The 21,578-nt window shown below is 72.1% G+C and carries 18 protein-coding genes; 2 read left to right on the top strand and 16 right to left on the bottom strand.

What is annotated here, in order from left to right:
- Positions 1 to 79: 79 nt before the first annotated feature.
- The 10 genes from chvE to GU5_RS0102500 all read right to left on the bottom strand — a co-directional run bounded on the left by chvE (position 80) and on the right by GU5_RS0102500 (position 12,953).
- Positions 80 to 1,231: a multiple monosaccharide ABC transporter substrate-binding protein gene (gene chvE, locus GU5_RS0102545; RefSeq protein WP_029513952.1), complete on the bottom strand. Its 1,152-nt coding sequence runs from the start codon at positions 1,229 to 1,231 to the stop codon at positions 80 to 82.
- Positions 1,232 to 1,437: 206 nt separating this feature from the next.
- Complete coding sequence (gene araA / locus GU5_RS0102540; protein WP_010524012.1) at positions 1,438 to 2,958, bottom strand: L-arabinose isomerase; 1,521 nt, start codon at positions 2,956 to 2,958, stop codon at positions 1,438 to 1,440.
- Entirely contained in the window at positions 2,958 to 3,701 is a 744-nt protein-coding gene (locus GU5_RS0102535; RefSeq protein ID WP_010524011.1) for an L-ribulose-5-phosphate 4-epimerase, read from the bottom strand. The genes araA and GU5_RS0102535 overlap by 1 nt, the downstream gene beginning before the upstream one ends.
- The gene (araB, locus tag GU5_RS0102530) at positions 3,698 to 5,428 is read right to left on the bottom strand and encodes a ribulokinase (RefSeq protein WP_010524010.1); all 1,731 of its coding nucleotides are present in this window, start codon (positions 5,426 to 5,428) and stop codon (positions 3,698 to 3,700) included. Before araB ends, GU5_RS0102535 begins: the two co-directional genes overlap by 4 nt.
- Before the next feature lie 249 nt (positions 5,429 to 5,677).
- Positions 5,678 to 7,012, bottom strand: a complete 1,335-nt coding sequence (locus GU5_RS0102525) for a D-arabinono-1,4-lactone oxidase (protein ID WP_010524009.1) — start codon at positions 7,010 to 7,012, stop codon at positions 5,678 to 5,680.
- Between the two features lie 190 nt (positions 7,013 to 7,202).
- Entirely contained in the window at positions 7,203 to 8,219 is a 1,017-nt protein-coding gene (locus tag GU5_RS0102520) for a LacI family DNA-binding transcriptional regulator (RefSeq protein ID WP_010524008.1), read from the bottom strand.
- The gene (locus tag GU5_RS0102515; protein WP_010524007.1) at positions 8,219 to 8,650 is read right to left on the bottom strand and encodes an HIT family protein; all 432 of its coding nucleotides are present in this window, start codon (positions 8,648 to 8,650) and stop codon (positions 8,219 to 8,221) included. The genes GU5_RS0102520 and GU5_RS0102515 overlap by 1 nt, the downstream gene beginning before the upstream one ends.
- 124 nt (positions 8,651 to 8,774) lie before the next feature.
- A complete protein-coding gene (locus GU5_RS0102510) occupies positions 8,775 to 9,851 on the bottom strand; it encodes a LacI family DNA-binding transcriptional regulator (RefSeq protein ID WP_010524006.1) in 1,077 nt (358 codons plus the stop codon).
- Positions 9,852 to 9,991: 140 nt separating this feature from the next.
- On the bottom strand, positions 9,992 to 11,302 hold the full coding sequence (locus GU5_RS0102505; protein WP_010524005.1) for an ABC transporter substrate-binding protein: 1,311 nt from the start codon (positions 11,300 to 11,302) through the stop codon (positions 9,992 to 9,994).
- A gap of 136 nt (positions 11,303 to 11,438) precedes the next feature.
- Positions 11,439 to 12,953, bottom strand: a complete 1,515-nt coding sequence (locus GU5_RS0102500; protein WP_010524004.1) for an alpha-N-arabinofuranosidase — start codon at positions 12,951 to 12,953, stop codon at positions 11,439 to 11,441.
- 212 nt (positions 12,954 to 13,165) lie between these two features.
- Between GU5_RS0102500 and GU5_RS0102495 the strand changes: the two genes are divergently transcribed.
- On the top strand, positions 13,166 to 13,606 hold the full coding sequence (locus GU5_RS0102495; RefSeq protein WP_010524003.1) for a Fur family transcriptional regulator: 441 nt from the start codon (positions 13,166 to 13,168) through the stop codon (positions 13,604 to 13,606).
- An 87-nt stretch (positions 13,607 to 13,693) separates the two neighbouring features.
- Here GU5_RS0102495 and GU5_RS13630 read toward each other — a convergent pair whose 3' ends face one another.
- From GU5_RS13630 to GU5_RS0102465, 6 genes are all read right to left on the bottom strand, one after another.
- Positions 13,694 to 14,647 carry a metal ABC transporter permease gene (locus GU5_RS13630; protein WP_010524002.1) on the bottom strand — a complete coding sequence of 318 codons (954 nt, stop codon included), beginning with the start codon at positions 14,645 to 14,647 and terminating at the stop codon, positions 13,694 to 13,696.
- A gap of 2 nt (positions 14,648 to 14,649) precedes the next feature.
- Positions 14,650 to 15,513: a metal ABC transporter ATP-binding protein gene (locus tag GU5_RS13625; RefSeq protein ID WP_010524001.1), complete on the bottom strand. Its 864-nt coding sequence runs from the start codon at positions 15,511 to 15,513 to the stop codon at positions 14,650 to 14,652.
- Positions 15,506 to 16,522 carry a metal ABC transporter solute-binding protein, Zn/Mn family gene (locus GU5_RS13620; protein WP_083830279.1) on the bottom strand — a complete coding sequence of 339 codons (1,017 nt, stop codon included), beginning with the start codon at positions 16,520 to 16,522 and terminating at the stop codon, positions 15,506 to 15,508. Before GU5_RS13620 ends, GU5_RS13625 begins: the two co-directional genes overlap by 8 nt.
- Before the next feature lie 156 nt (positions 16,523 to 16,678).
- Positions 16,679 to 17,860, bottom strand: coding sequence for a hemolysin family protein (locus GU5_RS0102475; protein WP_010523999.1), 1,182 nt, complete (start codon positions 17,858 to 17,860; stop codon positions 16,679 to 16,681).
- Positions 17,860 to 19,263 (bottom strand): hemolysin family protein, encoded by a 1,404-nt coding sequence (locus GU5_RS0102470; RefSeq protein WP_010523998.1) that lies wholly within the window; start codon positions 19,261 to 19,263, stop codon positions 17,860 to 17,862. Before GU5_RS0102470 ends, GU5_RS0102475 begins: the two co-directional genes overlap by 1 nt.
- 238 nt (positions 19,264 to 19,501) lie before the next feature.
- Positions 19,502 to 20,989: a GuaB1 family IMP dehydrogenase-related protein gene (locus GU5_RS0102465; RefSeq protein WP_010523997.1), complete on the bottom strand. Its 1,488-nt coding sequence runs from the start codon at positions 20,987 to 20,989 to the stop codon at positions 19,502 to 19,504.
- Positions 20,990 to 21,299: 310 nt separating this feature from the next.
- On the opposite strand from GU5_RS0102465, the gene GU5_RS16960 reads away from it, so the two are divergent.
- Positions 21,300 to 21,578 (top strand): hypothetical protein (locus GU5_RS16960; RefSeq protein ID WP_139084279.1); only part of this gene is annotated, 279 nt, incomplete at its 3' end.

Genomic DNA, 21,578 nt, shown 5'->3' with positions numbered 1-21,578 from the left:
GCGCCGCGCGGCCCGCCCCTCCGGGCCCGCACCGTGGTGTCGGCGGTGCGGGCCCGGAGCGGCGACGGTCGAGCGGCGGTCACATCTGGCCGGAGTCGACCTGTTCCTCGGTGTAGTAGCCGGAGTCGACGAGGATCTCCTCGTAGTTCTCCTCCAGCACCATCTGGACCTCGAGGAGGTAGGAGGGAACGACCTTGGCCCCGTTGTCGTAGGTCTCGGTGTCGTTCGGCTCCGGCTCGCCGCCCTGCAGATAGGTGTCGGCCGCCTCGACCGCCTGGTCGGCGAGGTCGCGGGTGTCCTTGAAGATCGTCGAGTGCTGCACGCCGTCGGCGATCAGCTTCACCGAGGCGATCTCGGCGTCCTGGCCGGTGACGATCGGCAGCCCGTCCTCGATGGTCTCGCCGCGTCCGTCGCTGCGCAGCGCGGTGATGATGCCGCGGGACAGCGGGTCGGCGGGTGCGAGCACTCCGTCGATCTGCTCGCCCGCGTTGTAGTGCGTGGTCAGCAGGTTCTCCATGCGAGTCTGGGCGGTCTCCTGCTCCCAGCGCTGGGTCGCGGCCTGCTCGATGTCCGTCTGCCCCGAGGGGACCTGCAGGGTGCCGTCGTCGAGGTAGGGCTGCAGCGTGTCGATGGCGCCGTCCCAGAAGTGGTGGGAGTTGCTGTCGTCCAGCGAGCCGGCGAAGAGCTCGATGTTCAGCGGATCCTCCGGGGCGTCCTCGGCCGGCTCGAAGTCCTGGTCCAGGATGCCCAGGCCGTAGAGCAGGGCGTTGGCCTGGTTCACGCCGACGTTGTAGTTGTCGAAGGTGACGTAGAAGTCGACGTTCTCGCTGTCGGTCAGCAGCCGGTCGTAGGAGATGACCGGGATGTCGGCTGCCTCCGCGGCGTCCAGCTGGGCGGTGAGGGCGCTGCCGTCGATGGCGGCGACGATCAGCGCGTCCACGCCCTGGGTGATCATCTGGTCGATCTGCTGCGACTGGGTGGGGATGTCGTCGTCGGCGTACTGCAGCTCGACATCGTAGCCGAGGTCCTCCAGGCCGGCCTCGATGTTGTCGCCGTCCTTGAGCCAGCGCTCGTAGGTCTGCGTGGGCATGGCCACGCCGACGCTCATGTCCTCGGGGGCTTCGTCTCCCCCGCCGTCGTCGCCGCTGCCGGCTCCGCCGCCGGCGCAGCCGGCGACCGAGAAGACGAGCGCCGCCGAGGCGCCCAGTGCGGTGAGATTCCTGATCCTCATCATGTCCTCCTTGACGTCTCCGTCCGGAGCTCCGGACGGACGGTGCGAATGCGCCGCCGGATCGGCGGCGACCCGACGGCCGCGCCGCTCCCCTCCCGTGCGTCGACGGTGGTGCGGAGAGGAGCCGGCGCGGCGGCCGCCGGGGCCGGGGATCGTGTCCCGGTCGGTGCCGTGACACATAGTGTCACGGGTCACCGTAATCCAGGTCACATCCCCTGGGCGAGTCGGTGATAGGCGGCGTTGAGGCGCAGCTCCTGCGCGAAGCCGCGCGTGCTGGTGGACTCGTCGATGACCGCCAGCTCCACCCCGGCGATCTCGGCGAGATCGGCGAAGGCCTCCACTCCGACAGCGGTGCTCATCACCGTGTGGTGCGCCGCGCCGGCGGTCAGCCAGCACTCCGCCGAGGTGGCGAAGTCGGGCCGCGGCTCCCAGACCGCGCGGGCCACCGGCAGATTCGGCAGCTCCTGGTCGGGGCCGACGACGTCGACGGCGTTGGCGGTCAGCCGGAACCGCTCGCGCAGATCGGTCATCGCCACCACGACCGCCTCGCCGGGATCAGTGTCGAAGACCAGGCGCACCGGGTCCTCGCGGTCGCCGATGCCCAGCGGGTGGATCTCCAGCCGGGGCCTCGACGTGGTCAGCGACGGGCAGATCTCGAGCATGTGCGCACCGAGGATCTTCTCCTTCCCCGGCGTCATCTCATAGGTGTAGTCCTCCATCAGCGAGGCGCCGCCGTCCAGGCCGTGACCCATGACCTTCGCCGCACGGACGAGCAGGGCGGTCTTCCAGTCGCCCTCGGCGCCGAAGCCGTAGCCCTCGGCCATCAGCCGCTGCACGGCCAGGCCGGGCAGCTGGCGCAGCCCGCCGAGGTCCTCGAAGTTCGTGGTGAAGGCCTCGAAGCCGCCCTCGACGAGGAAGGAACGCATGCCGGCCTCCTGCCGGGCGGCGTACTCCAGCGACTCACGGCGCGAGCCGCCGTCACGCAGCTCCTCGGCGATGTCGTAGAGCTCCTCGTACTCGGCCAGCAGGCGATCCACCTCGTCCTGCGGCACCGCTTCGACCCGCTCGACCAGATCGTTGACCGCCCAGGCGTTGACCGTGGTGCCCAGAGCGATCTCGGCCTCGGTCTTGTCGCCCTCGGTGACCGCGACGTTGCGCATGGTGTCGCCGAATCGGCAGAGCCGCAGGTTCTGCAGCGTGTCCCAGCCGGCCGCGGCCCGCACCCAGGTGCCGACCTTGGCCCGGACCCGCTCGTCGGCGGCGTGGCCGACCACCGTCTTGCGCGGCGTCGACGTGCGAGCGGCCATATAGGCGAACTCGCGGTCGCCGTGGGCGGCCTGGTTGAGGTTCATGAAGTCCATGTCGATCTCGGACCAGGGCAGCTCGCGGTTCGCCTGCGTGTGGAAGTGCAGCAGCGGCTTGGTCAGCGCCTCGAGCCCACGGATCCACATCCTCGCCGGTGAGAAGGTGTGCATCCAGACGATCACGCCCAGGCAGTCCGGGTCGGCGTTGGCCGCCAGCACCTCGGCATGGATGGCTTCGCGATCGGTGAGCACCGGGCGGTGCTCGACGGTCGCCGGGATCGCCTCGGCGGCATCCAGGGTCTCGGCGACGTGCCGGGACTGGTCGGCGACCTGCTGCAGGGTGTCCTCGCCGTAGAGGCCCTGCGAGCCGGTCAGGAACCAGACCTTCCGGCCGGCGTAGGGATTGCTCAGCGTCGTGGTCATCATGCGCCTTTCTGGCCGTAGACGTTCTGGTAGCGGTCGAAGAGGGAGTCGATCTGCCCCTGGTCGATGCGCGGCGGCTCGCCCAGCTGGCGGGCGACGTGCACAGTGCGGGCGACCTCCTCGCACATCACGGCGGCCTTGACGGCCTGCCGGGCGTCGGCCCCGACGGTGAAGGGGCCGTGCTGGGCCATCAGCACCGCCGGCGAGCGCGACGTGCGCAGCGTCTCGACGATGCCGCGGCCGATGGAGTCGTCGCCGATGAGCGCGAAGGGCCCCACGGGGATGTCGCCGCCGAACTCGTCGGCCATCATCGTCAGCACGCACGGGATGGGCTCGCTGCGTACGGCCCAGGCGGTGGCGTAGGTCGAATGGGTGTGGACCACTCCCCCGGCCTCGTCCATGTGCCGGTAGACGTAGGCGTGGGCGGCGGTGTCCGACGACGGCGTGAGCTTCTCCGGCGTGCAGTCGTCGATCTTCTCGCCGTCCAGCGTGCAGACGACCATGGTGTCGGCGGCGAGCTCGTCGTAGGAGACCCCGGAGGGCTTGATGACGAAGAGCGCGGGCTGCTCCTCCCCGGCGCCGAGCCGCGCGGCCTCGACGGTCGGCACCCGCTCGGAGACGTTGCCGGCGGTCCAGACGACCAGCTCGTTGCGGGGCAGCTCGGCGTGCAGCGCGGCGACGCGCTCGCGCGTGGCGGCGACCGCCTCGCGGACCGGCTCGGGCAGGGCGGACAGGCGGATCATGCGCGGTCTCCTTCCGCGGCGGCGGTCTCGGCGGACTGCTCATCCGACTGCTCGGCGAGCTGCTGGGCGTGCGCACGGCGGCGGATCGCCTTCAGCCGGCGCATCATGTCGTCGCCGCCGCGGCCGAAGTGGTCGTGCAGGCGCGTGTACTCGGCGAAGAGCTCGTCATAGGCGTCGGCGGCGGCCGGATCCGGGGTGTAGGCCCGCTCGACGCGCCCGCCCATCGCCGCCCCGGCGGCGCGGACGTCGTCATAGTGCCCGGCGGCGACGGCGGCATGGATGGCCGAGCCCAGCGCCGGGCCCTGTTCGGAGACGATCGTCGAGATCGGCAGCCGGGTGATGTCCGAGTAGAGCTGCATGAGGAAGCGGTTCTTCAGCAGACCGCCGGCGACGACGAGCTCGGTGACCGGCACTCCGGAGTCGCCGAAGGCCTCGATGATGGTCCGGGTGCCGTAGGCGGTGGCCTCCAGCAGCGCGCGGTAGACCTCCTCCGGGCGGGTGGTCAGGGTCAGACCGACGATCAGCCCGGAGAGCTCGTGGTCGACCAGCACCGACCGGTTGCCGGAATGCCAGTCCAGGGCCACCAGGCCGTGGGCGCCGACCGGCTGGGCGGCGGCCTTCTCGGTGAGCAGGTCGTGCAGGCCGATGCCGCGGGCGGAGGCCTCCTCCGCGCAGGAGGCCGGCACCTGGTTGTCGACGTACCAGCCGAAGATGTCGCCGACGCCGGACTGGCCGGCCTCGTAGCCCCAGGCTCCGGCGAGGATGCCGCCGTCGACGACCCCGCACATCCCGGGCACCTCGGCGAGACGGTCGCCGTTCATCACGTGGCAGGTCGAGGTGCCCATGATCGCGACCATCTGACCGGCGTCGACCGCGTCGGCGGCGGGGGCGGTGACGTGGGCGTCGACGTTGCCGACGGCGACGGCGATCCCCGGACGCAGCCCGGTCCAGCCGGCGGCCTGCTCGGAGAGGCCGCCGGCGTTCTCGCCCAGCTGGCCGATCCGATGGTCGAGCTTCTCGGAGACGAAGCCGCCGAAGTCGGGATTCAGCGCGGTGAGGAAGTCCTCGTCCGGGTACGAGCCGTCCTGATAGATGCCCTTGTAGCCGGCGGTGCAGGCGTTTCGCACGTACTGGCCGGCGAGCTGCCACACGATCCAGTCGGCGGCCTCGACCCAGTGGTCGATCGCCGCGTAGAGCTCGGGGTCCTCCTCCAGGATCTGCAGACCCTTGGCGAACTCCCACTCCGAGGAGATGAACCCGCCGTAGCGGCCGATCCAGTCCTCGCCGCGGGAATGGGCCAGCTCGTTGATCCGGTCGGCCTGCCCCTGGGCGGCGTGATGCTTCCAGAGCTTGGTGTAGGCGTGCGGCCGGTCGACGTAGGCGTCCAGCTCGTTCAGCGGGGTGCCGTCGGCGGTGGTCGGCACCATCGTGCAGGCGGTGAAGTCGGTGCCGATGCCCACGACCTGCTCCGGGCTCACGCCGGCGGCCTCGACGGCGGCCGGCACCGCCGTGGTGAGCACCTCGACGTAGTCCTGGGGCACCTGCAGCGCCCACTCGGGCGGCAGCGGCTCTCCGCGGTGCGCGGTGAGCGTGTCGTCCATGACGGCGTGCCGATAGTCGTGGACGGCGCTGCCGAGCTCGGCGCCGTCGCCGACGCGCACGACGAGCGCGCGTCCGGACAGGGTGCCGAAGTCGATGCCGATCACGACGGGGTCAGTGGTGGTCATCTCTGCAGGACTCCTTCGCGTGTTCCAGAGCACATCCGAGTGTTAACGTTAACATCTCGTCGTGTCCTGCGCCACATGCCTTCGTGTCCTGCGTCATGCCGGATGCGGAGTCCGCCTCGCCCGCCGGAGGATCGGATGCGGACAGCGAGCGGGGGATCCACTGCTGCCGTGTCGCCGATGCGGCGATTCAGCCGTAGTGGATCCCCCGTTCGATGCCTGAGGAGGCGCCGTGCTCGGCGCCTGACGACGTCAGAGCCCCAGGCGCTCGGTGTAGTCGTTGCGCAGCGCACCGTGCGGGTCGCACTCCTCGCGCAGCGCGACGAAGTCGTCCCAGCGCGGATAGAGGCCGCGGATCCGCGCGGGGTCCATGACGAAGAGCTTGCCCCAGTGCGGCCGGGCGGAGGCCGGCAGCTCGCGCTCGAGCTCCGCCAGGATCTCCTCGACCGCCGGCTGATCAGGGTGCCAGGTGAAGTGCAGGCCGACGGCGTCTCCGCCGTGGGCGGGACTGAGCCAGTGATCGTCGCCGGTCATCGTGCGGACTTCACCGATCATCAGCACCGGGGCGATCCGATCGGCCAGCCGCTGCAGCGCGCGGATCGCCTCGACGGCGTCGCGGCGCGGCACCAGATACTCGCTCTGCAGCTCGGCGCCGGCCGACGGGGTGAAGTTCATCCGGAAGTGCGGCAGCCGCTCGTGCCAGGGCCCGGGTTCGCCGCCCTGCAGGCTGGTGGCCTCGACGTCGCCCCCGGGGACCGGATGCCGACGACCCTCCGCAGGTCGCACGCCGAGGGCCTCGAGGACGGCGGGGTCGGCGGCCGTCGCCGCGGCCGCGTCGGGCTCGACCTTCGCCTTGACCCACATCTGGTCGGCCACCTCGACGTCGCGCCAGCTGGAGAAGATGCTCACGCTGTAGCCCAGCGACGTCGCCGCGTCGAGGTCGGCGAGGACCGCCTCCCAGCGCGGCTGCTCGTAGACGGTCTGGGCCACCTCGTAGGTCGGCTCGGTGTCCAGCTCGGCGGCGACGACGGCGCCGAGCGCGCCGAGGCTGACCACTGCGCCGTCGAAGGCCTGATCGCCGCGCTCGAGCCGCCGCAGCTCGCCGGCCGGGGTGAGGATCTCGACGGCGCGCACCGCTGCGGCCAGGCCGCCGACCGCGTCGCCGGAGCCGTGGGTGCCGGTGGCCACCGCGCCGGCGACCGAGATGTGCGGCAGCGAGGCCAGGTTCGACAGCGCCCGGCCCCGGGCGTGGAGCTGCTCGGCGACGTCGCCGTAGCGCATTCCGCCGCCGACGCGCACCATGTCCTCGCCGATCTCCAGCAGCCGGGGCATGCGCTCCAGGGAGATCAGCGTGCCGGTGGTGTCGGCGATGTCGTTGAAGCAGTGCCGCGATCCGACCATCCGCTTCGGACCGGGGCGACCGAACTCCTCGCGCAGCTCGTCCAGCGACTCCGGACGGCGCACCTCGCGCGCCCGGTAGGTCAGATTGCCCGCCCAGTTGGTCTCTCCCGCCGGGTGCTCGGCGCTGCGGCCTGCTTCCAGATCTGCTCCCTGGTCAGCTCTCCGGTCTGCCGTATGGTCTGCCACGTCACGCTCCTCGCTGTCGGCGACGGCGGCCCCCGCGGCCCCGTCGAGTCACCTGCGACAGCATACGACGAACCGTGACCTCCCCCACGGAACGCGCTCTCCGGATGACATCGCGCGGCCCGGAGGCGAGCGCTCGGTGCGGCCCGACGAATCCCGCCGGTGAGCCGCGCCGACGGCCCGGACACCCGTCTCAGGCGGTGGCGCGACGGATGAGCGTCGGAGCGATGAGCGTGGTGTGCTCCCCGCCCCCGGCGCCGAAGAGCTCGGTGATCGCCGCCCGGCCCACGGCTTCGAAGGGCTGGCGGACGGTGGTCAGCGGCGGGCTGAGGTGCGCGGCGCCGTCGACGTCGTCGAAGCCGACCACTGCGACATCGTCGGGAACGCGCAGTCCGTGGTCGGAGAAGGCGTGCATCATGCCCAGGGCGATGTAGTCGTTGGCCGCGAAGACCGCGTCCACGGCGCCCGAGGCGATCTGGGGCGCCAGCTCGATCCCGGCTGCGTGGCCGTCGTCGGCGGTCCACCCGGCGCAGTGCAGCAGCGGCCCCTCCTCGACGCCGGCGGCGGCCAGCGTCTCCTGCCAGCCCTGCACGCGCCCGCGGGCGTCGTACCACTCCCCCGGGCCAGCCGCATGGGCGATCCTCCGGCGCCCGACGTCGAGCAGGTGGCGCACCGCCTCGCGGGCGCCGCGGACCTGGTCGATGCCGACCACGTCCAGCGAGGCGGTGGGCTCGGCCCCGGAGGCGACGAGCACCACCGACCGGGTCTCGGCGATCTGCCGCGCCGCCTCGGCCACCGCGATGATCGGGGCGAGCACCACGATCCCGTCGACGCCGTGGTCGAGGAAGAACTCCAGGGAGGACTCCACGGTCTCGGCACGCGAATCGCGCACGACGCTCAGCGCGGTCGCGAAGCCGTGCTCGCGGGCGGCCTCCTCGACTGCCAGCGTCATCCGGTTGGGGCCGAAGGCCGAATGCCCCGGCGTGATCACACCGATCAGTCCGGTCCGTCGAGTCTTCAGCGCCCGCGCGGTGGAGTTGCGCCGGTACCCCAGCTCGCGCATCGCCCGCTCGACCTTCTCCCGGGTCTCGGGGCGGACGGCGTCGGGGGTGTTGAGCACGCGGGAGACGGTCTGGTGGGAGACGCGCGCCTGCTCGGCGACGTCGACCATCGACGGTGCCCGCGCCCCGCCTCCCGGCGGCAGGACCATCAGGACTCGTCCGGCACGTGGTCGGTCTCGCCGAGCACCCGCAGCGCGGCGCGCAGCGTCGCGGCCGCCTCATCCATCATCTCCGGATCCGGGGCCGTCAGCGCGCTGGAGAAGTCGAAGTCGTCCATCGAGTTCGACGGCCACACGTGCAGGTGAAGATGGTCGATCTCGTAGCCGGCGATCGTCAGACCGGCCCGGGCGGAGTCGAAGGCCCGGACCTGGGCCTGTCCGATCCGGTGGGCGACGCGCATCAGATGGGCGACCAGGTCGCCGTCGGCGTCGGTCCACCGGTCGACCTCGCGGCGCGGCACCACCAGCGTGTGCCCGTGGGCCAGCGGGTTGATGCTCAGGAAGCCCGCGCAGGTCTCGTCCTGCCAGACGAAGCGGCCGGGCAGCTCGCCCTGGAGGATCTTGGTGAAGACTGTGCTCATGAGGGGTGCTCCTGTCGTCGTGCGGTGCGGGGGCGACGCCGGCTCGGCGTCGGCGCGATGCGGCCGGGCCCCGGCTCCGATCGTACCCGCGGCGGGCTCCTCCGGGGCGGGGCGGCGACGCGGCTCAGCCGCCGGTGGACTCGCGCACCACCAGGCGGAAGGGAGCGATCTCGTCCTCGCCGGGCGGACCGCTCACCGCGATGCGCTCCAGCAGCCGCTCCACCGCCCGGCGCGCCGTCCAGTCGTGGTCGGGCTCCACCGTGGTCAGCGACGGCGTCAGGTGCGCGCCGACGCCGATGCCGTCGAATCCGGCCACCAGCACGTCCTCGGGCACCCGCAGCCCTGAGTCGACCAGGCCGCGGATCAGCCCCACCGCCAGCGTGTCGGTCAGTGCGAAGATCCCGTCGACGCCGTCGGGGCCGCCCACGGCGCGCTGCTCGGCCAGTCGGCGCCCCACCTCGCGGCCGGCGTCCATGGTGAGCCTCTCGCAGTCGACCAGCCGAAGGTCCTCGTCGCCGAGCCCCGCCGCGCGCGACGCCGCGCGGACGCCGGCCCAGCGCATGCTGCGGATGGTCGGCTCGCGGTCGTCCGGGCCGCCGACGAACGCCAGCCGCCGCGCGCCGCAGTCGATCAGGTGTGCGGCGGCCGCCTGGGCGCCGTCGGCGTTGGGCAGGGCGATGTGGCCCACCGCCGAGCGGTTCTCCCGCTCCCCCAGCAGCATCAGCGGCAGCTGCGGCAGCGTGGTCAGCTCGGCCATGTCCAGGCCGACGGTGCTGAGGATGAGTCCGTCGTAGTCGAGCCGCTTCGAGCTGCGGATGGCCCCGCGCTCCCCCTCGGCCGCCGCACCGGTCTCCTCGACGGCGACGCGCAGGTCGTGCTCGCCGGCGACGGCGACGATCCGCCGGGCCAGCTCGCCGAAATAGGGGTTGTCCAGCTCCGGGACGGCCAGTCCGATCACGCCGCTGCGTCCGGCCCGCAGATTCCGGGCGGCGACGTTGATCCGGTAGCCGGTCTCCTCGATGGTCTCCATGACGCGCCGTCGGACCGCGTCGCTGACGCCCGGGCGACCGTTGACCACGTTGGAGACCGTCATCGGCGAGACGCCGGCCGCCCGGGCGACGTCGCTCATGGTCACCGCCGCCATGGGCCGCACCTCCTGGTCGTCGTCGGCGCCCGCCGGGGCGTCCTTCCTGTGCGGCATGCTAGCAACGTCGGCCGCCGCCGCCCGCATCCGCACCCACCCGCACCATCCGCACGCGCCGCGCCGCCGACCCGCGGACGAGGTCGACGGCGCGGCGCCCGGCCCAGGCGTCCGCCTCCGCGACGCGCGGAGGCGACGACTCACCCCTGGTCCAGGGCCTCCTGCATCTCGGCGTGCATCTGCTCGGCGGCCTCGGCCGGGGTCAGGCGCCCGAAGAAGACCTCGTTGCAGTAGCGGTAGGCGATGTCCTGCAGCTGGCTGAAGCCCACCGGCGGGACAGGCTCGGCCGCGCCGATCTCGTCGGAGACCTCGTCGATGAAGTCGGCGACCACCTGCTCCTGGCCGTCGATCTGGTCCAGCACCACCTCGCGGGCCCCCTCGCTGGCCGGCAGGCCGCGGTCCATGCCGATGATCTCGGCGGCCTCCTCGTCGTTCACCAGGAAGTCGACGAACTCCTGGGCCTCCTCGGGATGCTCGGTGGCCGAGCTGACCGAGTACATCATCGTGGACTTGAACCACAGTCCGTTGTCCTCGGAGCTGCCGCTCTGCGACGGGAAGCGCAGCGGCTCGAAGTCCACCGCGGCCTGTTCCGAGAGGGCCGGCACCTGATTGGACCACCAGCGGCCGACCGCCTGCTCGCCGGTCTCGAAGGGCGATTCGCCCGGCGCCATGCCGGAGACCTCCTGCATGATCGTCGCCGACGGGTAGGAGCCGGCCTCGAGCAGGTCATGCTGGTACTCCAGGTACTTCTCCAGGTCGGCGACGCTGTGGCCGAGCTCGCCGTCGGCGGTGGCCAGGTGCTTGCCCTGCTGGCGCAGCCAGATCTGCAGGTCGGCGGTCTGCGGCACCCCGCCGTCGCCGTAGACCTCCTCGGGGAGCTCCTCGCGCAGGTCGGAGGTCATCTCCAGGTAGTCGTCCCAGGTCCAGGACTCGTCCTCGGGCAGCTCCATGCCCGCCTGCTCGAAGAGCCCGGGGTTGGCGAGCACCGTCATGGTGTTGATCCCGGTGGTCACCCCGACCAGCCCGTCGTCGGTGGTGCCGTTCTGCACCGCGTTGTCGTCGAAGCTGGAGACGTCGACCTGGTCCATGTCCAGCAGAGCCCCGCGCGCGGAGTACTCGCTGAGATAGCTGGCGTCCATCTGGATGACGTCGGGGGCGTCGCTGCCGGCCGACTGGGTGGCCAGCCGGTCCCAGTAGCCCTCCCAGGGCGAGTTCTCCGCCTCGATCGTCACATCGGGGTTCTGCTCCTCGTAGCGGGCGATGACCTCTTCGGTGACCTCGTTGCGATGCTCGGCGCCCCACCAGGTGAAGCGCAGCGTCACGTCGCCGTCCTCCGCGGCGTCCGAGCCGCCCGAACAGGCGGTGACCGCCAGCAGCGCCGCCGTGGTCACGACGCCGAGCGCCGCGACGCGGCGGGTGCGGGCCGTGGTCCGCGTGCTGTCGTTCCTCATCGTCCATCTCCTCCCTCGCAGATGATCCTCCGGCACCTCCCGCCGGAGATTTATCGCAACAGTACGAGTGAGATGCGTCACAGGTCAACAGCTCCGCACGTATTCGCACGGATCCGCACCCTTCCGTGGACGCCGCTCAGAGCTCCACGGCGACGAAGGACGACGGCGGCAGCTCGAGCGTCAGCTCCTCGCCCTGAAGGCGCGCGCCGTCGAAGTCCCGCGGCACGACCTCCGCCGGCGCCTCCGCAGTGTTGTGCGCGGCCGGCTCGGCGGTCAGCAGCTGCGCCGAACGCACCCCCTCGCCGAGCTCTCCGCCGCGCAGCCGCAGGCGTGCCGTCGCCGGCCGGTCGGGATCCAGGTTCGCCGCGGTGACGGTGATCCGCCCCTCGCGCGTGGAGACCGAGACCGGCAGCGTCCGGACGGTCTCGCCGTCGACGGCGCGCAGCGGCTCCGCGCTCAGCGGATGGACGGTCCGGTGGACGCCGTCGTGATGGCCGGTGCTCATCGCGAAGACGTGGTAGGTCGGCGTGAGGATCATCCGATGCTCGTCGGTCAGCACCATGGCCTGGAGCACGTTGACCGTCTGGGCGATGGTCGCCAGGCGCAGCCGGTCGGCGTGGGTGTGGAAGGCTTCGAAGTGCACCGCGGCGACCAGCGCGTCGCGCATCGTGTTCTGCTGGTGGAGGAAGCCCGGGTTCGTCCCCGGCTCGACGTTCCACCAGCTCCCCCACTCGTCGAGCGCCAGCCCCAGCTTCTGCTGCGGGTCGTAGGCGTCCATGACCGCCTTGTGCCCGGCGATGATCCGCTCGACGCGCTGGGCGGCGCGCATCGTGGTCCAGTACTCGTCGACGGTGAAGTCGGTGGCGCTGCCCTTGTCCATCCACGGCCCCGAGCGGGTGTAGTAGTGGAAGGAGATCGACTGGTAGATGTCCGACGGCTCCGCGTCCTGCAGCCCGGAGGTGACCTCGCGCATCAGCTGCTCGGTCCAGGCATAGTCATCCTCGTTGGCGCCGGCCGCGATGCGGTGCAGCCGGTTGCCCCCGTGGTCGCGGGCGTAGGTGGCGTGCTGCCGCGCCGTCGCCCCGTACTGCGAGGCGGTGAGGTTCCCGCCGCACCCCCAGGGCTCGTTGCCGATGCCGAAGAAGGCCACCTGCCAAGGCTCCTCGCGGCCGTTCCGCCGACGCATCCGGGCCATCGGCGAGTCGCCGTCGCGGGTCAGGTACTCCACCCAGTCGCTGGTCTCGCGGACCGTGCCGGAGCCGACGTTGGCCGAGATGTAGGGCTCGGCGCCGAGCAGCTCGCAGAGCCGCATGAACTCATGCGTGCCGAAGTGGTTGTTCTCCTCGACGTCGCCCCAGTGCGTATTGACCATGCGCGGACGCTGATCGCGCGGACCGACGCCGTCCGCCCAGTGGTACTCGTCGGCGAAGCAGCCGCCCGGCCAGCGCAGATTGGGGATGTCCAGGCCGCGCAGGGCCTCGACGATGTCGGCGCGGATGCCCTCGACGTTCTCGATCGGCGAGTCCTCGCCCACCCAGAAGCCGTCGTAGATGCACCGGCCCAGGTGCTCGGCGAAGTGGCCGTAGAGATGGCGGCTGATGGTCGGGCCCTCGACGTCCAGGTCGACGACGGCGGTCAGCGTGGTGGACATGGTTCTCCTCGTCTCGTCCGGCGGGTCGCAGGAGCGGTGGCGCCCCTTGGTTTAACGATACATGACCGACCGTCGACGGCCCCGTCGCGAGTGCGGAATCGCCCTCCCGCCGCCGTGGGGCCGCGCTGATAACCTGGACGAGCCCGATCCGGGGCCTCCGCGCAGTGCGCTCGTCCCCGGTGATCGAGACTCCTGGGAGGATGACCCCGCCCGTGACCACCGATTCCCCGGCCCCGCCGGTCCGCGGCCGTTCGACGCGCCAGAAGCGCGCCGTCTGGGCGGCGCTGAACTCGCTCGACGACTTCGTCAGCGCGCAGGAGCTCCACCGGATCCTGCAGCGGCGCGGCGAGACGGTCTCGCTGGCCACGGTCTACCGCGTGCTGCAGTCCCACCAGGAGGACGGCCTGCTCGACGTCGTGCGTCCCGACGATGCCGAGGCCGTCTACCGGCTGTGCGCGCGCGAGGAGCACCACCATCACCTGGTCTGCCGCAGATGCGGGCTGACCGTGGAGTTCGAGGCCCCGGACATCGAGGCCTGGACCGGCCGGCTGGCCGCCGAGCACAGCTTCACCGACGTCCACCACACCCTGGAGATCTTCGGACTCTGCGCCAGCTGCGCGGCCGCCCGCGACGGCGAATCTGACCACGGCTGATCCCGCCGTCCCACGACCGCCCGCTCGGACCTGCCGCGCCGGATCCGCGAGGAGTCAGCTCCGCATCGGCGCGGACTCGGCGACGCGTCAGCCTCGGGCCGACGCCGACGACGCCGACGACGCCGGAGTCCCGGACGCACGGCGCCCGCCGTCGCGATGGACGTCCTCGCGGTCGACGTCGAGCACCTCCGCGGCCTGCCGACGCCGCCGCCGGCCGCGACCGCGGCCCGCCGCCAGGCAGATCAGGTAGATCACGAAGGCGATCGTGGTGATGTAGGGGCTGATCGGCACCTCGCCGGTCAGCGCGAGCATGATGCCGCCGACGGCGGAGACCAGTCCGATGAGCATCGACAGCCCCACCGCCAGCACCGGTCGCGCCGTGACCTTCAGCGCGGCCGCCGCCGGCACGACCAGCAGCGAGAGCACCAGCAGCGCGCCGACGACCTGCACCGACATCGCCACCGCGCCGCCGAGCAGCCCCATGAACAGCAGCGAGAGCGCGTTCACCGGCACCCCGCGGGCGCGCGCGAGCTGCGGGTCGACCGAGGCGAAGAGCATCGGCCGCCAGACGAGGACCAGCACGGCCATGATCAGCACCGCGCCGGTGACCAGCGTCTGCGTCTGCACGTCGTCGACGCCGACGATCTGGCCGGTCAGCAGGCCGAACTTGTTCGCCGATCGCCCCTCGTAGAGCGAGAGGAACAGGATCCCGAGTCCGAGCCCGAACGGCATCAGCACTCCGGCCACGCCGGAGGTGTCCTTGTCCTTCAGACTCAGGCCTCCGATGAGCAGGGCCAGGACCACGGCGCCGACGGCCGAGCCGGCGACGACGTCGACGCCCAGCAGCAGCGCGAGGGCCGCTCCGGCGAAGGAGACCTCGGCGATCCCGTGGACGACCAGGGCCGTCCGGCGCAGCATGATGAACACGCCCACCAGGCCGCCCATCAGGCCCAGCACGCCGGCGGTGATCACCGAATTGCGCACCAGGTCGAAGAGGCGCCAGTAGTCCTCGACCGTGAACGAGGAGAGGAACTGCTCCATGGTCAGTGTGCTCCGATCCGTCCGTCGTGCCCCGGCTCCGCCGGCTCCGCCTCGGGCGCGGCGGCCCGCTCCTCCTCCGGGGCGCAGTGGTGCCCCTCGAGGTGCTGGCCCATGACCACCAGCCGGCCGCGGTGCTCGAGCACGTCGACCGGCGCGTCATAGAGCTCGCTGAGCACCTCGGTGCGCATCACCTCGCGTGTGGCGCCGATGCGGTGCCGGCCGCGGGCGAAGTACAGCACCCGGTCGACATGGTCGATCACCGGGTTGATCTCGTGGGTCACGAAGACGACGGCGGCCCCGCGCTCGGCGGCCTGGCGCTGGATGAGGTCTGTGATGGCCTGCTGGTGGTGCAGGTCCAGCGAGTGCAGCGGCTCGTCGCAGAGCAGCACCGCCGGATCGCCGGCGAGCGCCTGGGCGGCCCGCAGCCGCTGCTGCTCGCCGCCGGAGAGCAGCCCGACGGGCATGTCGGCATACTCGGTCGCGCCGACCTCCTCGAGGAGCCGGTCGACCTCGCGGCGCTCGGCCCGGCCGCGGAGGCGCAGGCCGAAGCGGTGTCCGTCGAGCCCCAGGGCGACGAGGTCGCGCCCGCGCAGCGGGGTCTCGGCCGGGAGCGTGTGCTGCTGCGGGATGTAGCCCACCGCACTGCTGCCGCGGCGCGCCGGCCGCCCGGCGATCTCCGCGGTGCCGGCGGCGAGCTTCTGCAGTCCCAGCAGCACCTTCAGCAGCGTGGACTTGCCGGCGCCGTTGGGGCCCAGCACGGCCAGGAACTCCCCCGGGGCGAGCTGCAGGTCCAGCTGCTGCCACAGCGTCCGCCCGTCGAAGCCGACGGCGGCATCGTGCAGGGCGACGACCGGGGCCTCACGCATCGCCGTCCTCCACGATCTGTCGGACGGAGGAGACGGTGTCGCTCATCCACTCCAGGTAGTCGTCGATGTCGTCGGGCAGCGTCTCGCGGAAGTCCATCACCCGCACCCCTGCCTCCTCGGCGGCGGTGCGGATGCGCTCGGACTGGTGCGTCTCGGTCTGCGAGTTGTAGGCGAGCAGGTCGATCTCGCCGCCGGACGCGGCATCCAGCGCCCGCTGCTGCAGCCGGGGCGAGACGTCCTCGCCGTGCTCCACGGCGCCCAGGAAATCGGGGTCGGTGACGTCCTCGTATCCCATCCGGACCAGCAGGTGCGCCGAGACCGGCTCGGTGGCCAGCGTCTGCAGGCCGTCGGCGGAGACGGCGCGGGCCTCCTCGTCGAGCGCGTCGATCTCGGCGGAGAGGTCCTCGGCGTTCTGCGTGAACTCCTCGGCGTGGTCCGGCGACCGCTCGCCGAGCTCCTCGGCGAGATCCATCACGAAGTCGCTCATCATCGGCAGGTCATACCAGACGTGCTCGTTGGCGGCGAGCGCCTCGGCGGCGTCGCCGTGCTCGTGGCCGGCATGCGCGTCCTCGCCGCCGGAGTCGCCGGACTCATCATGCGCATGCTCGTTGGGGCCGTCGATCACCTGCACGACGGCGTCCTCCTTCTCGGCCGCCGCGGCCAGCTGCGTCAGGAACGGGTCGTAGCCGCCGCCGTTGGCGATCAGCACGTCCGCCTCCTCGACGCTCAGCCGATCCTGGGGCGTCGCCTCGTAGGAGTGCGGATCCAGGGCCGGCTCGTCGACGACGGCCTCGACGTCGGCCGCGCCGTCGACGACATGCTCGGCCAGCGACGCGTAGACGTCCGTGGAGGCCAGCACCAGCATCCGGTCGTCGTCGCTCGCCCCCTGGGCTCCCCCGCATCCGGCGAGGAGCAGGGCCAGAGCCGCGGCGCCGGCCGCCGGACGGGCGGGGCGACGGCGCGCTCGAGGGGTCGACGCGACGGGGCGGGAGATCACGGGGCCAGGCATGGCGGAGCCTTTCAGGACGGGAGGAAGGCGACGACCCGCCGACTCCGAGGCTCCTGCCGAGCCCCGGTCGGGGGGGGGGTATGGGCCGCCAACTGCAGGGATCAGCGTACGCCGCCAGCCCTATTGCGAACAAATCTCAACTCGTTCGGCCGGGTGTCAGAGACCCCGTCGTCCCGCCGCCGATGCGGACCGGGCCGCCCGTCCGCGGGGTCCGGCACGCTCGGCGCGCTCCTCCTCGAACTCCGCCTCGAGCTCCTCCTCGAGCGGCTCCTCGTCCACCCGGTGACGGCGCCGCGAGTCGCGGGACTGGGTGGCGTCGTGGATCTCGCCGACGAGCACCTCGAGCACGTCCTCCAGGAAGAGGATGCCGCGGGTCTCGCCGCCCTCGTCGATCACGCGGGCGAGATGCGACCCGGTGCGCTGCATCTGCGCCAGGCAGTCCTCGACCTGGTCGCCGCAGGTCATGTTGCCCAGCGAGCGGATCGCGGTCACCGGGATCGACTCGCGATAGCGGCTCGCCGGCAGGCTCATCACGTCCTTGAGATGGACGTAGCCGAAGAACGCGTCGTCGCCGTCGACCACCACGAAGCGTGAGAATCCGGTGCGTCCGACGGCGCGCTCCACCTTCTTCGGAGAGACGTCGGCCGGGACGGTGATCACCTCGGAGACCGGGACCATGACGTCGGAGGCGGTGACCTCGCTGAAGGACAGCGCTCCGGCGATCACCCCTGCCTCGTCGTGCACTGTGCCGTCGCGGGTGGACTCGGCGACGATCGACTGCATGTCCTCGAGCGTGAAGGTCGAGACGACCTCGTCGCGCGGGGTCACGCCGAAGGCTCGGAGCACCAGGTTCGCCGTGACGTTGAGCAGCAGGATCACCGGATGCAGGATCCGGGAGAGCATGACCATCGGCGGCGCCAGCAGCAGCACCGCCCGATCGGCCACCGAGACGGCGAAGTTCTTCGGCACCATCTCGCCGAAGGTCACGTGCAGGAAGGTCACCAGCACCAGCGCGACGGCGAAGGCCGCAGTGCCGGCGACCGACGCGGGCAGCCCCAGATCGACCAGCGGCTCGGTCAGCAGATGATGGATCGCCGGCTCGGACATCAGCAGGATCAGCAGCGAGCACACGGTGATGCCCAGCTGCGCGACCGCCAGCATCTGCGAGACGTGCTCGATGGCGTGCAGCGCGGTCTTCGCCCGGCGGGACCCCGCCTCGGCCTTCGGCTCGATCTGGCTGCGCCGTGCCGACATCACCGCGAACTCGCCGCCGACGAAGAAGGCGTTGCCGGCCAGCAGCACGATCAGCCACACCGCGCCCATCAGGTCGCCGCCCATCAGCGTCCCCCTCCCCCGGCACGGTGCGCCGGCCCGGCGTCGGCGAGCTCGGTGCGCCCGGCGCGTTCGGCGCGCTCCGCCTGGGCGGCGAGCGCGGCCCGGCGCGCCTCGGCGTCGGGGATGAAGCGCACCCGGTCGATGCGACGGCCGTCGACGACGACCACGCGCAGCGTGCCGCCCGCGACCGGGACCTCGTCGCCGACGGCGGCGAGCCGGCCCAGAGCGTCGACGATGAACCCGGCGACGGTCTCGTAGGCGGCGCCGTCGGGCACGGCGAGCCCGACGATCTGGGCGTTGATCTCGTCGGGGCGCAGCAGGCCGGGGAAGAACCAGTCTCCGGCGGCGGACTGCAGCACGCCCGGGGCGATCCGGTCGTGCTCGTCCGCGACCTCACCGACGATCTCCTCGATGAGATCCTCCAGGGTGACCACTCCGGCGGTGCCTCCGTACTCGTCGACGACGACGGCCATCTGCAGCGAGGCCTCGCGGAGCACCGGCAGCAGCGCGTCCAGCGAGAGGGTCTCGGGCACCCGGGTGACCTCGGACATCACGGTGGCCGCGACCAGGCCCTCGCGCTTGTCGCGCGGGACGGCGACGGCCTTCTTCACATGGGTGACGCCGCGGACCTCGTCGACGGACTCGCCGAGCACGGGGAACCGCGAATAGCCGGTCCGCCGGGCCATCCCGATCAGCTCGGTCAGCGGGGCCTCGGCCTCGACGGCGGCCATCCGCGGGCGCGGGGTCATCGCGTCGGCGGCGGTCTGCTCGGCGAAGCGCAGCGTGCGGTCCAGCACCGTGGCGGTGTCGGCGTCCATCGTGCCGAGCTTCGCCGACCGGCGGACCATCGAGGAGAGCTCCTCGGGAGTGCGCGCCCCGGAGAGCTCCTCCTTGACCTCCAGGCCGAACCGGTGGAGCACCAGGTTGGAGAAGCCGTTGAGCAGCAGCACCAGCGGCTTGGCGACGGCGGTGACGACCAGCTGCGGACCCGCCAGCGCGCGGCCCAGCCGCTCGGCCTCGGCGATGGCCAGGTTCTTCGGCACCAGCTCGCCGAGCAGCATGGAGACCAGTGTGGCCAGCAGCATCGCGACGATCAGCGAGACCGGCCCTGCGGCGGCGTCGGGCACGCCGAGGGCGGCCAGCGGGGAGGCCAGCAGCTCGCCCAGGGCCGGCTCCACGACGTAGCCGGTGAGCAGCGTGGTGACGGTGATGCCCAGCTGGCAGGTGGACAGCTGGGTCGACAACGAGCGCAGGCAGGACAGCAGCGCCCGGGCCCCGGGATCGCCGCGGTCGACGGCGCGTTGGACGGTGGGCTGATCGAGGGCGACCAGCGAGAATTCGACGGCGACGAAGAAGGCCGTGCCGAGGATCAGCAGCAGGCCGACGCCCAGAAGCATCCATTCCACGTCAGGCGGTGCACCTCCGCGCGCCGCCGGGGCGCCCCCGCCGCGACGCGGCTCCGCCCGCGGCGGGCGGACCCCCGTGCGACGGCAGACTCAGGCGCGGGCGGCCGTGGGGCAGGACAGGGCGGTGCGGGGTCGAGCGTCGAGGGACGGGACCCGGTTGTCGATACTCCATGAGAACGTCCACTCTACCGGCCCTCGCGGGTGACCGCCACCACCTGGCGCGGCCTCGGCTCGCCCCTCACCAGGTGGTCGGGACCGGCTTGCCCTCCTCGTAGCCGGCCGCCGACTGCACGCCGGCCACGGCCCGCTCGCGGAAGGCGGCCAGGTCGCCCGCCCCGGCGTAGGTCATCGAGGAGCGCACGCCGGAGGTGATCGAGTCCAGCAGGTCCTCCACCCCGGGCTGCTCCGGGTCCAGGTACATCTTCGACGTCGAGATGCCCTCCTCGAAGAGCCCCTTCCGGGCCCGGGAGAAGGCGTCCTCCCCGGCGGTGCGGTTCTGCACCGCCCGCGAGGAGGCCATCCCGTAGCTCTCCTTGTACCGGCGGCCGTCGACCTCGGCGACCAGGTCCCCCGGCGACTCGTAGGTGCCGGCGAACCAGGAGCCGACCATCACCTGGGAGGCGCCGGCGGCCAGCGCCAGGGCGATGTCGCGCGGGTGGCGCACGCCGCCGTCGGCCCAGATGCGGCCGCCCAGTTCGCGGGCGGCGGCCGCGCACTCCAGCACGGCGGAGAACTGCGGACGGCCCACCGCCGTCATCATCCGCGTGGTGCACATCGCGCCGGGGCCGACGCCGACCTTGACGATGTCGGCCCCGGCGGAGATCAGGTCGCGCACGCCGTCGGCGGTGACCACGTTGCCGGCGACCACCGGGACGGCGGCCCCGCGGGCGTCGACCACCTCGCGGACCGCGGCCAGCGCGTCGAGCATGCGCCGCTGATGCCCGTGGGCGGTGTCCACGACGAGCACGTCGACCTCGGCGTCGAGCAGCGATTCGGCCTTGGCGGCGACGTCTCCGTTGATCCCCACCGCCGCGGCCAGCGCCAGACGGCCCGAGGAGTCCACGTGCGGGGTGAACAGCGTCGAGCGCAGCGCCCCGCGCGGCGTGAGCACGCCGGCGAGCACACCCTCGCCGGTGGTCACCGGCGCGTACTCCACCGCGGCGGCGTCCATGGCGAGGAAGGCCTGGCGGAGCCCCTCGGCGAGCGCGGAGCCGTCGTCGTCGGCCTCCAGCCCCAGCTCGGCGGTGGTGAAGCGGACCTGCGGCATGCGCATCACCGAGCCCACCGAGGAGAAGCGGTCCCGGCCGACGCCGTCCTCGGCGTGGACCACCCCGGCCGGGCGCATGTCCTCGTCGACGACGCAGACCGCGTCGTGGCTGCGCTTGTCCAGCAGGTGCAGCACGTCGAGGACCGTGTCCTGCGGCGAGACCTTCAACGGGGTCTCGAGCACCGGGTGGCAGGACTTGACCCACTGGGCCACCTGGCGGATGACCTCCAGCGGGACGTCCTGGGGCAGCACGCCCAGGCCCCCGCGGCGCGCCATGGTCTCGACCATCCGACGGCCGGTCACCGCGGTCATGTTCGCCGACACCAGCGGGATGGTGGAGCCGGTGCCGTCGTCGGCGGAGATGTCGACCTCGGTGCGCGACATCGCCTCGGACCGCGAGGGCACCAGGAAGACGTCGGCGTAGGTGAGATCGGTGGTCGGCTCGTTGAGGAACTTCATGCGCGGGTCGTCCGCCCCTTCATCTGTCGTGCTCGTGCCGCGGGGACCTGCCTCATGAGCAGGTCGCACGGCCTGGGACACGATACCGTGCCCAGTGGCGATGCGGCAGGTCGAATCACTATGCTGGTCGGCAGGTGACCGACAGCGTCGCCGGCCCGCCGGGCGCATGTCCCCGAGACGGCGATGAAGCCGTCGTCGGATCTCCCTCCGGGCAGGACTGTCGCACCGCGGCCGAGCGTCGGCTCCTGCAGCTGGACGGTCGTGGTGCTCCAGAACCGACCGACACACATATGGAAGAGGCGTATCCACAGTGCCAGAGCTAACGTCCAGCCGTCTCGCGGAGGAATTCCCCGGAAACGAATGGCTGGTCGCCGACATATACGACAAGTACAGGGCGGACCCCGGCTCAGTGGACCGGAAGTGGGCTGACATCTTCCGCCGGATGGAGTCGGAGAGCGCCGACGACGGCGCGGCGGCCCCGTCCTCGTCGACGACTCCCCCTCCGGCCTCCGCCTCCTCCTCCGCCACCCGCTCCTCGGCCCGCGGCGCCGCCGACGCCGGCGCGGGCGGGTCGGCGAGCTCCTCGCCC

The sequence above is a fragment of the Nesterenkonia sp. F genome (genome assembly GCF_000220985.1).
Taxonomy (GTDB): domain Bacteria; phylum Actinomycetota; class Actinomycetes; order Actinomycetales; family Micrococcaceae; genus Nesterenkonia.
Note: the sequence above shows the minus strand (reverse complement) of the source record. Positions and strands in the feature narration are given on the sequence as shown.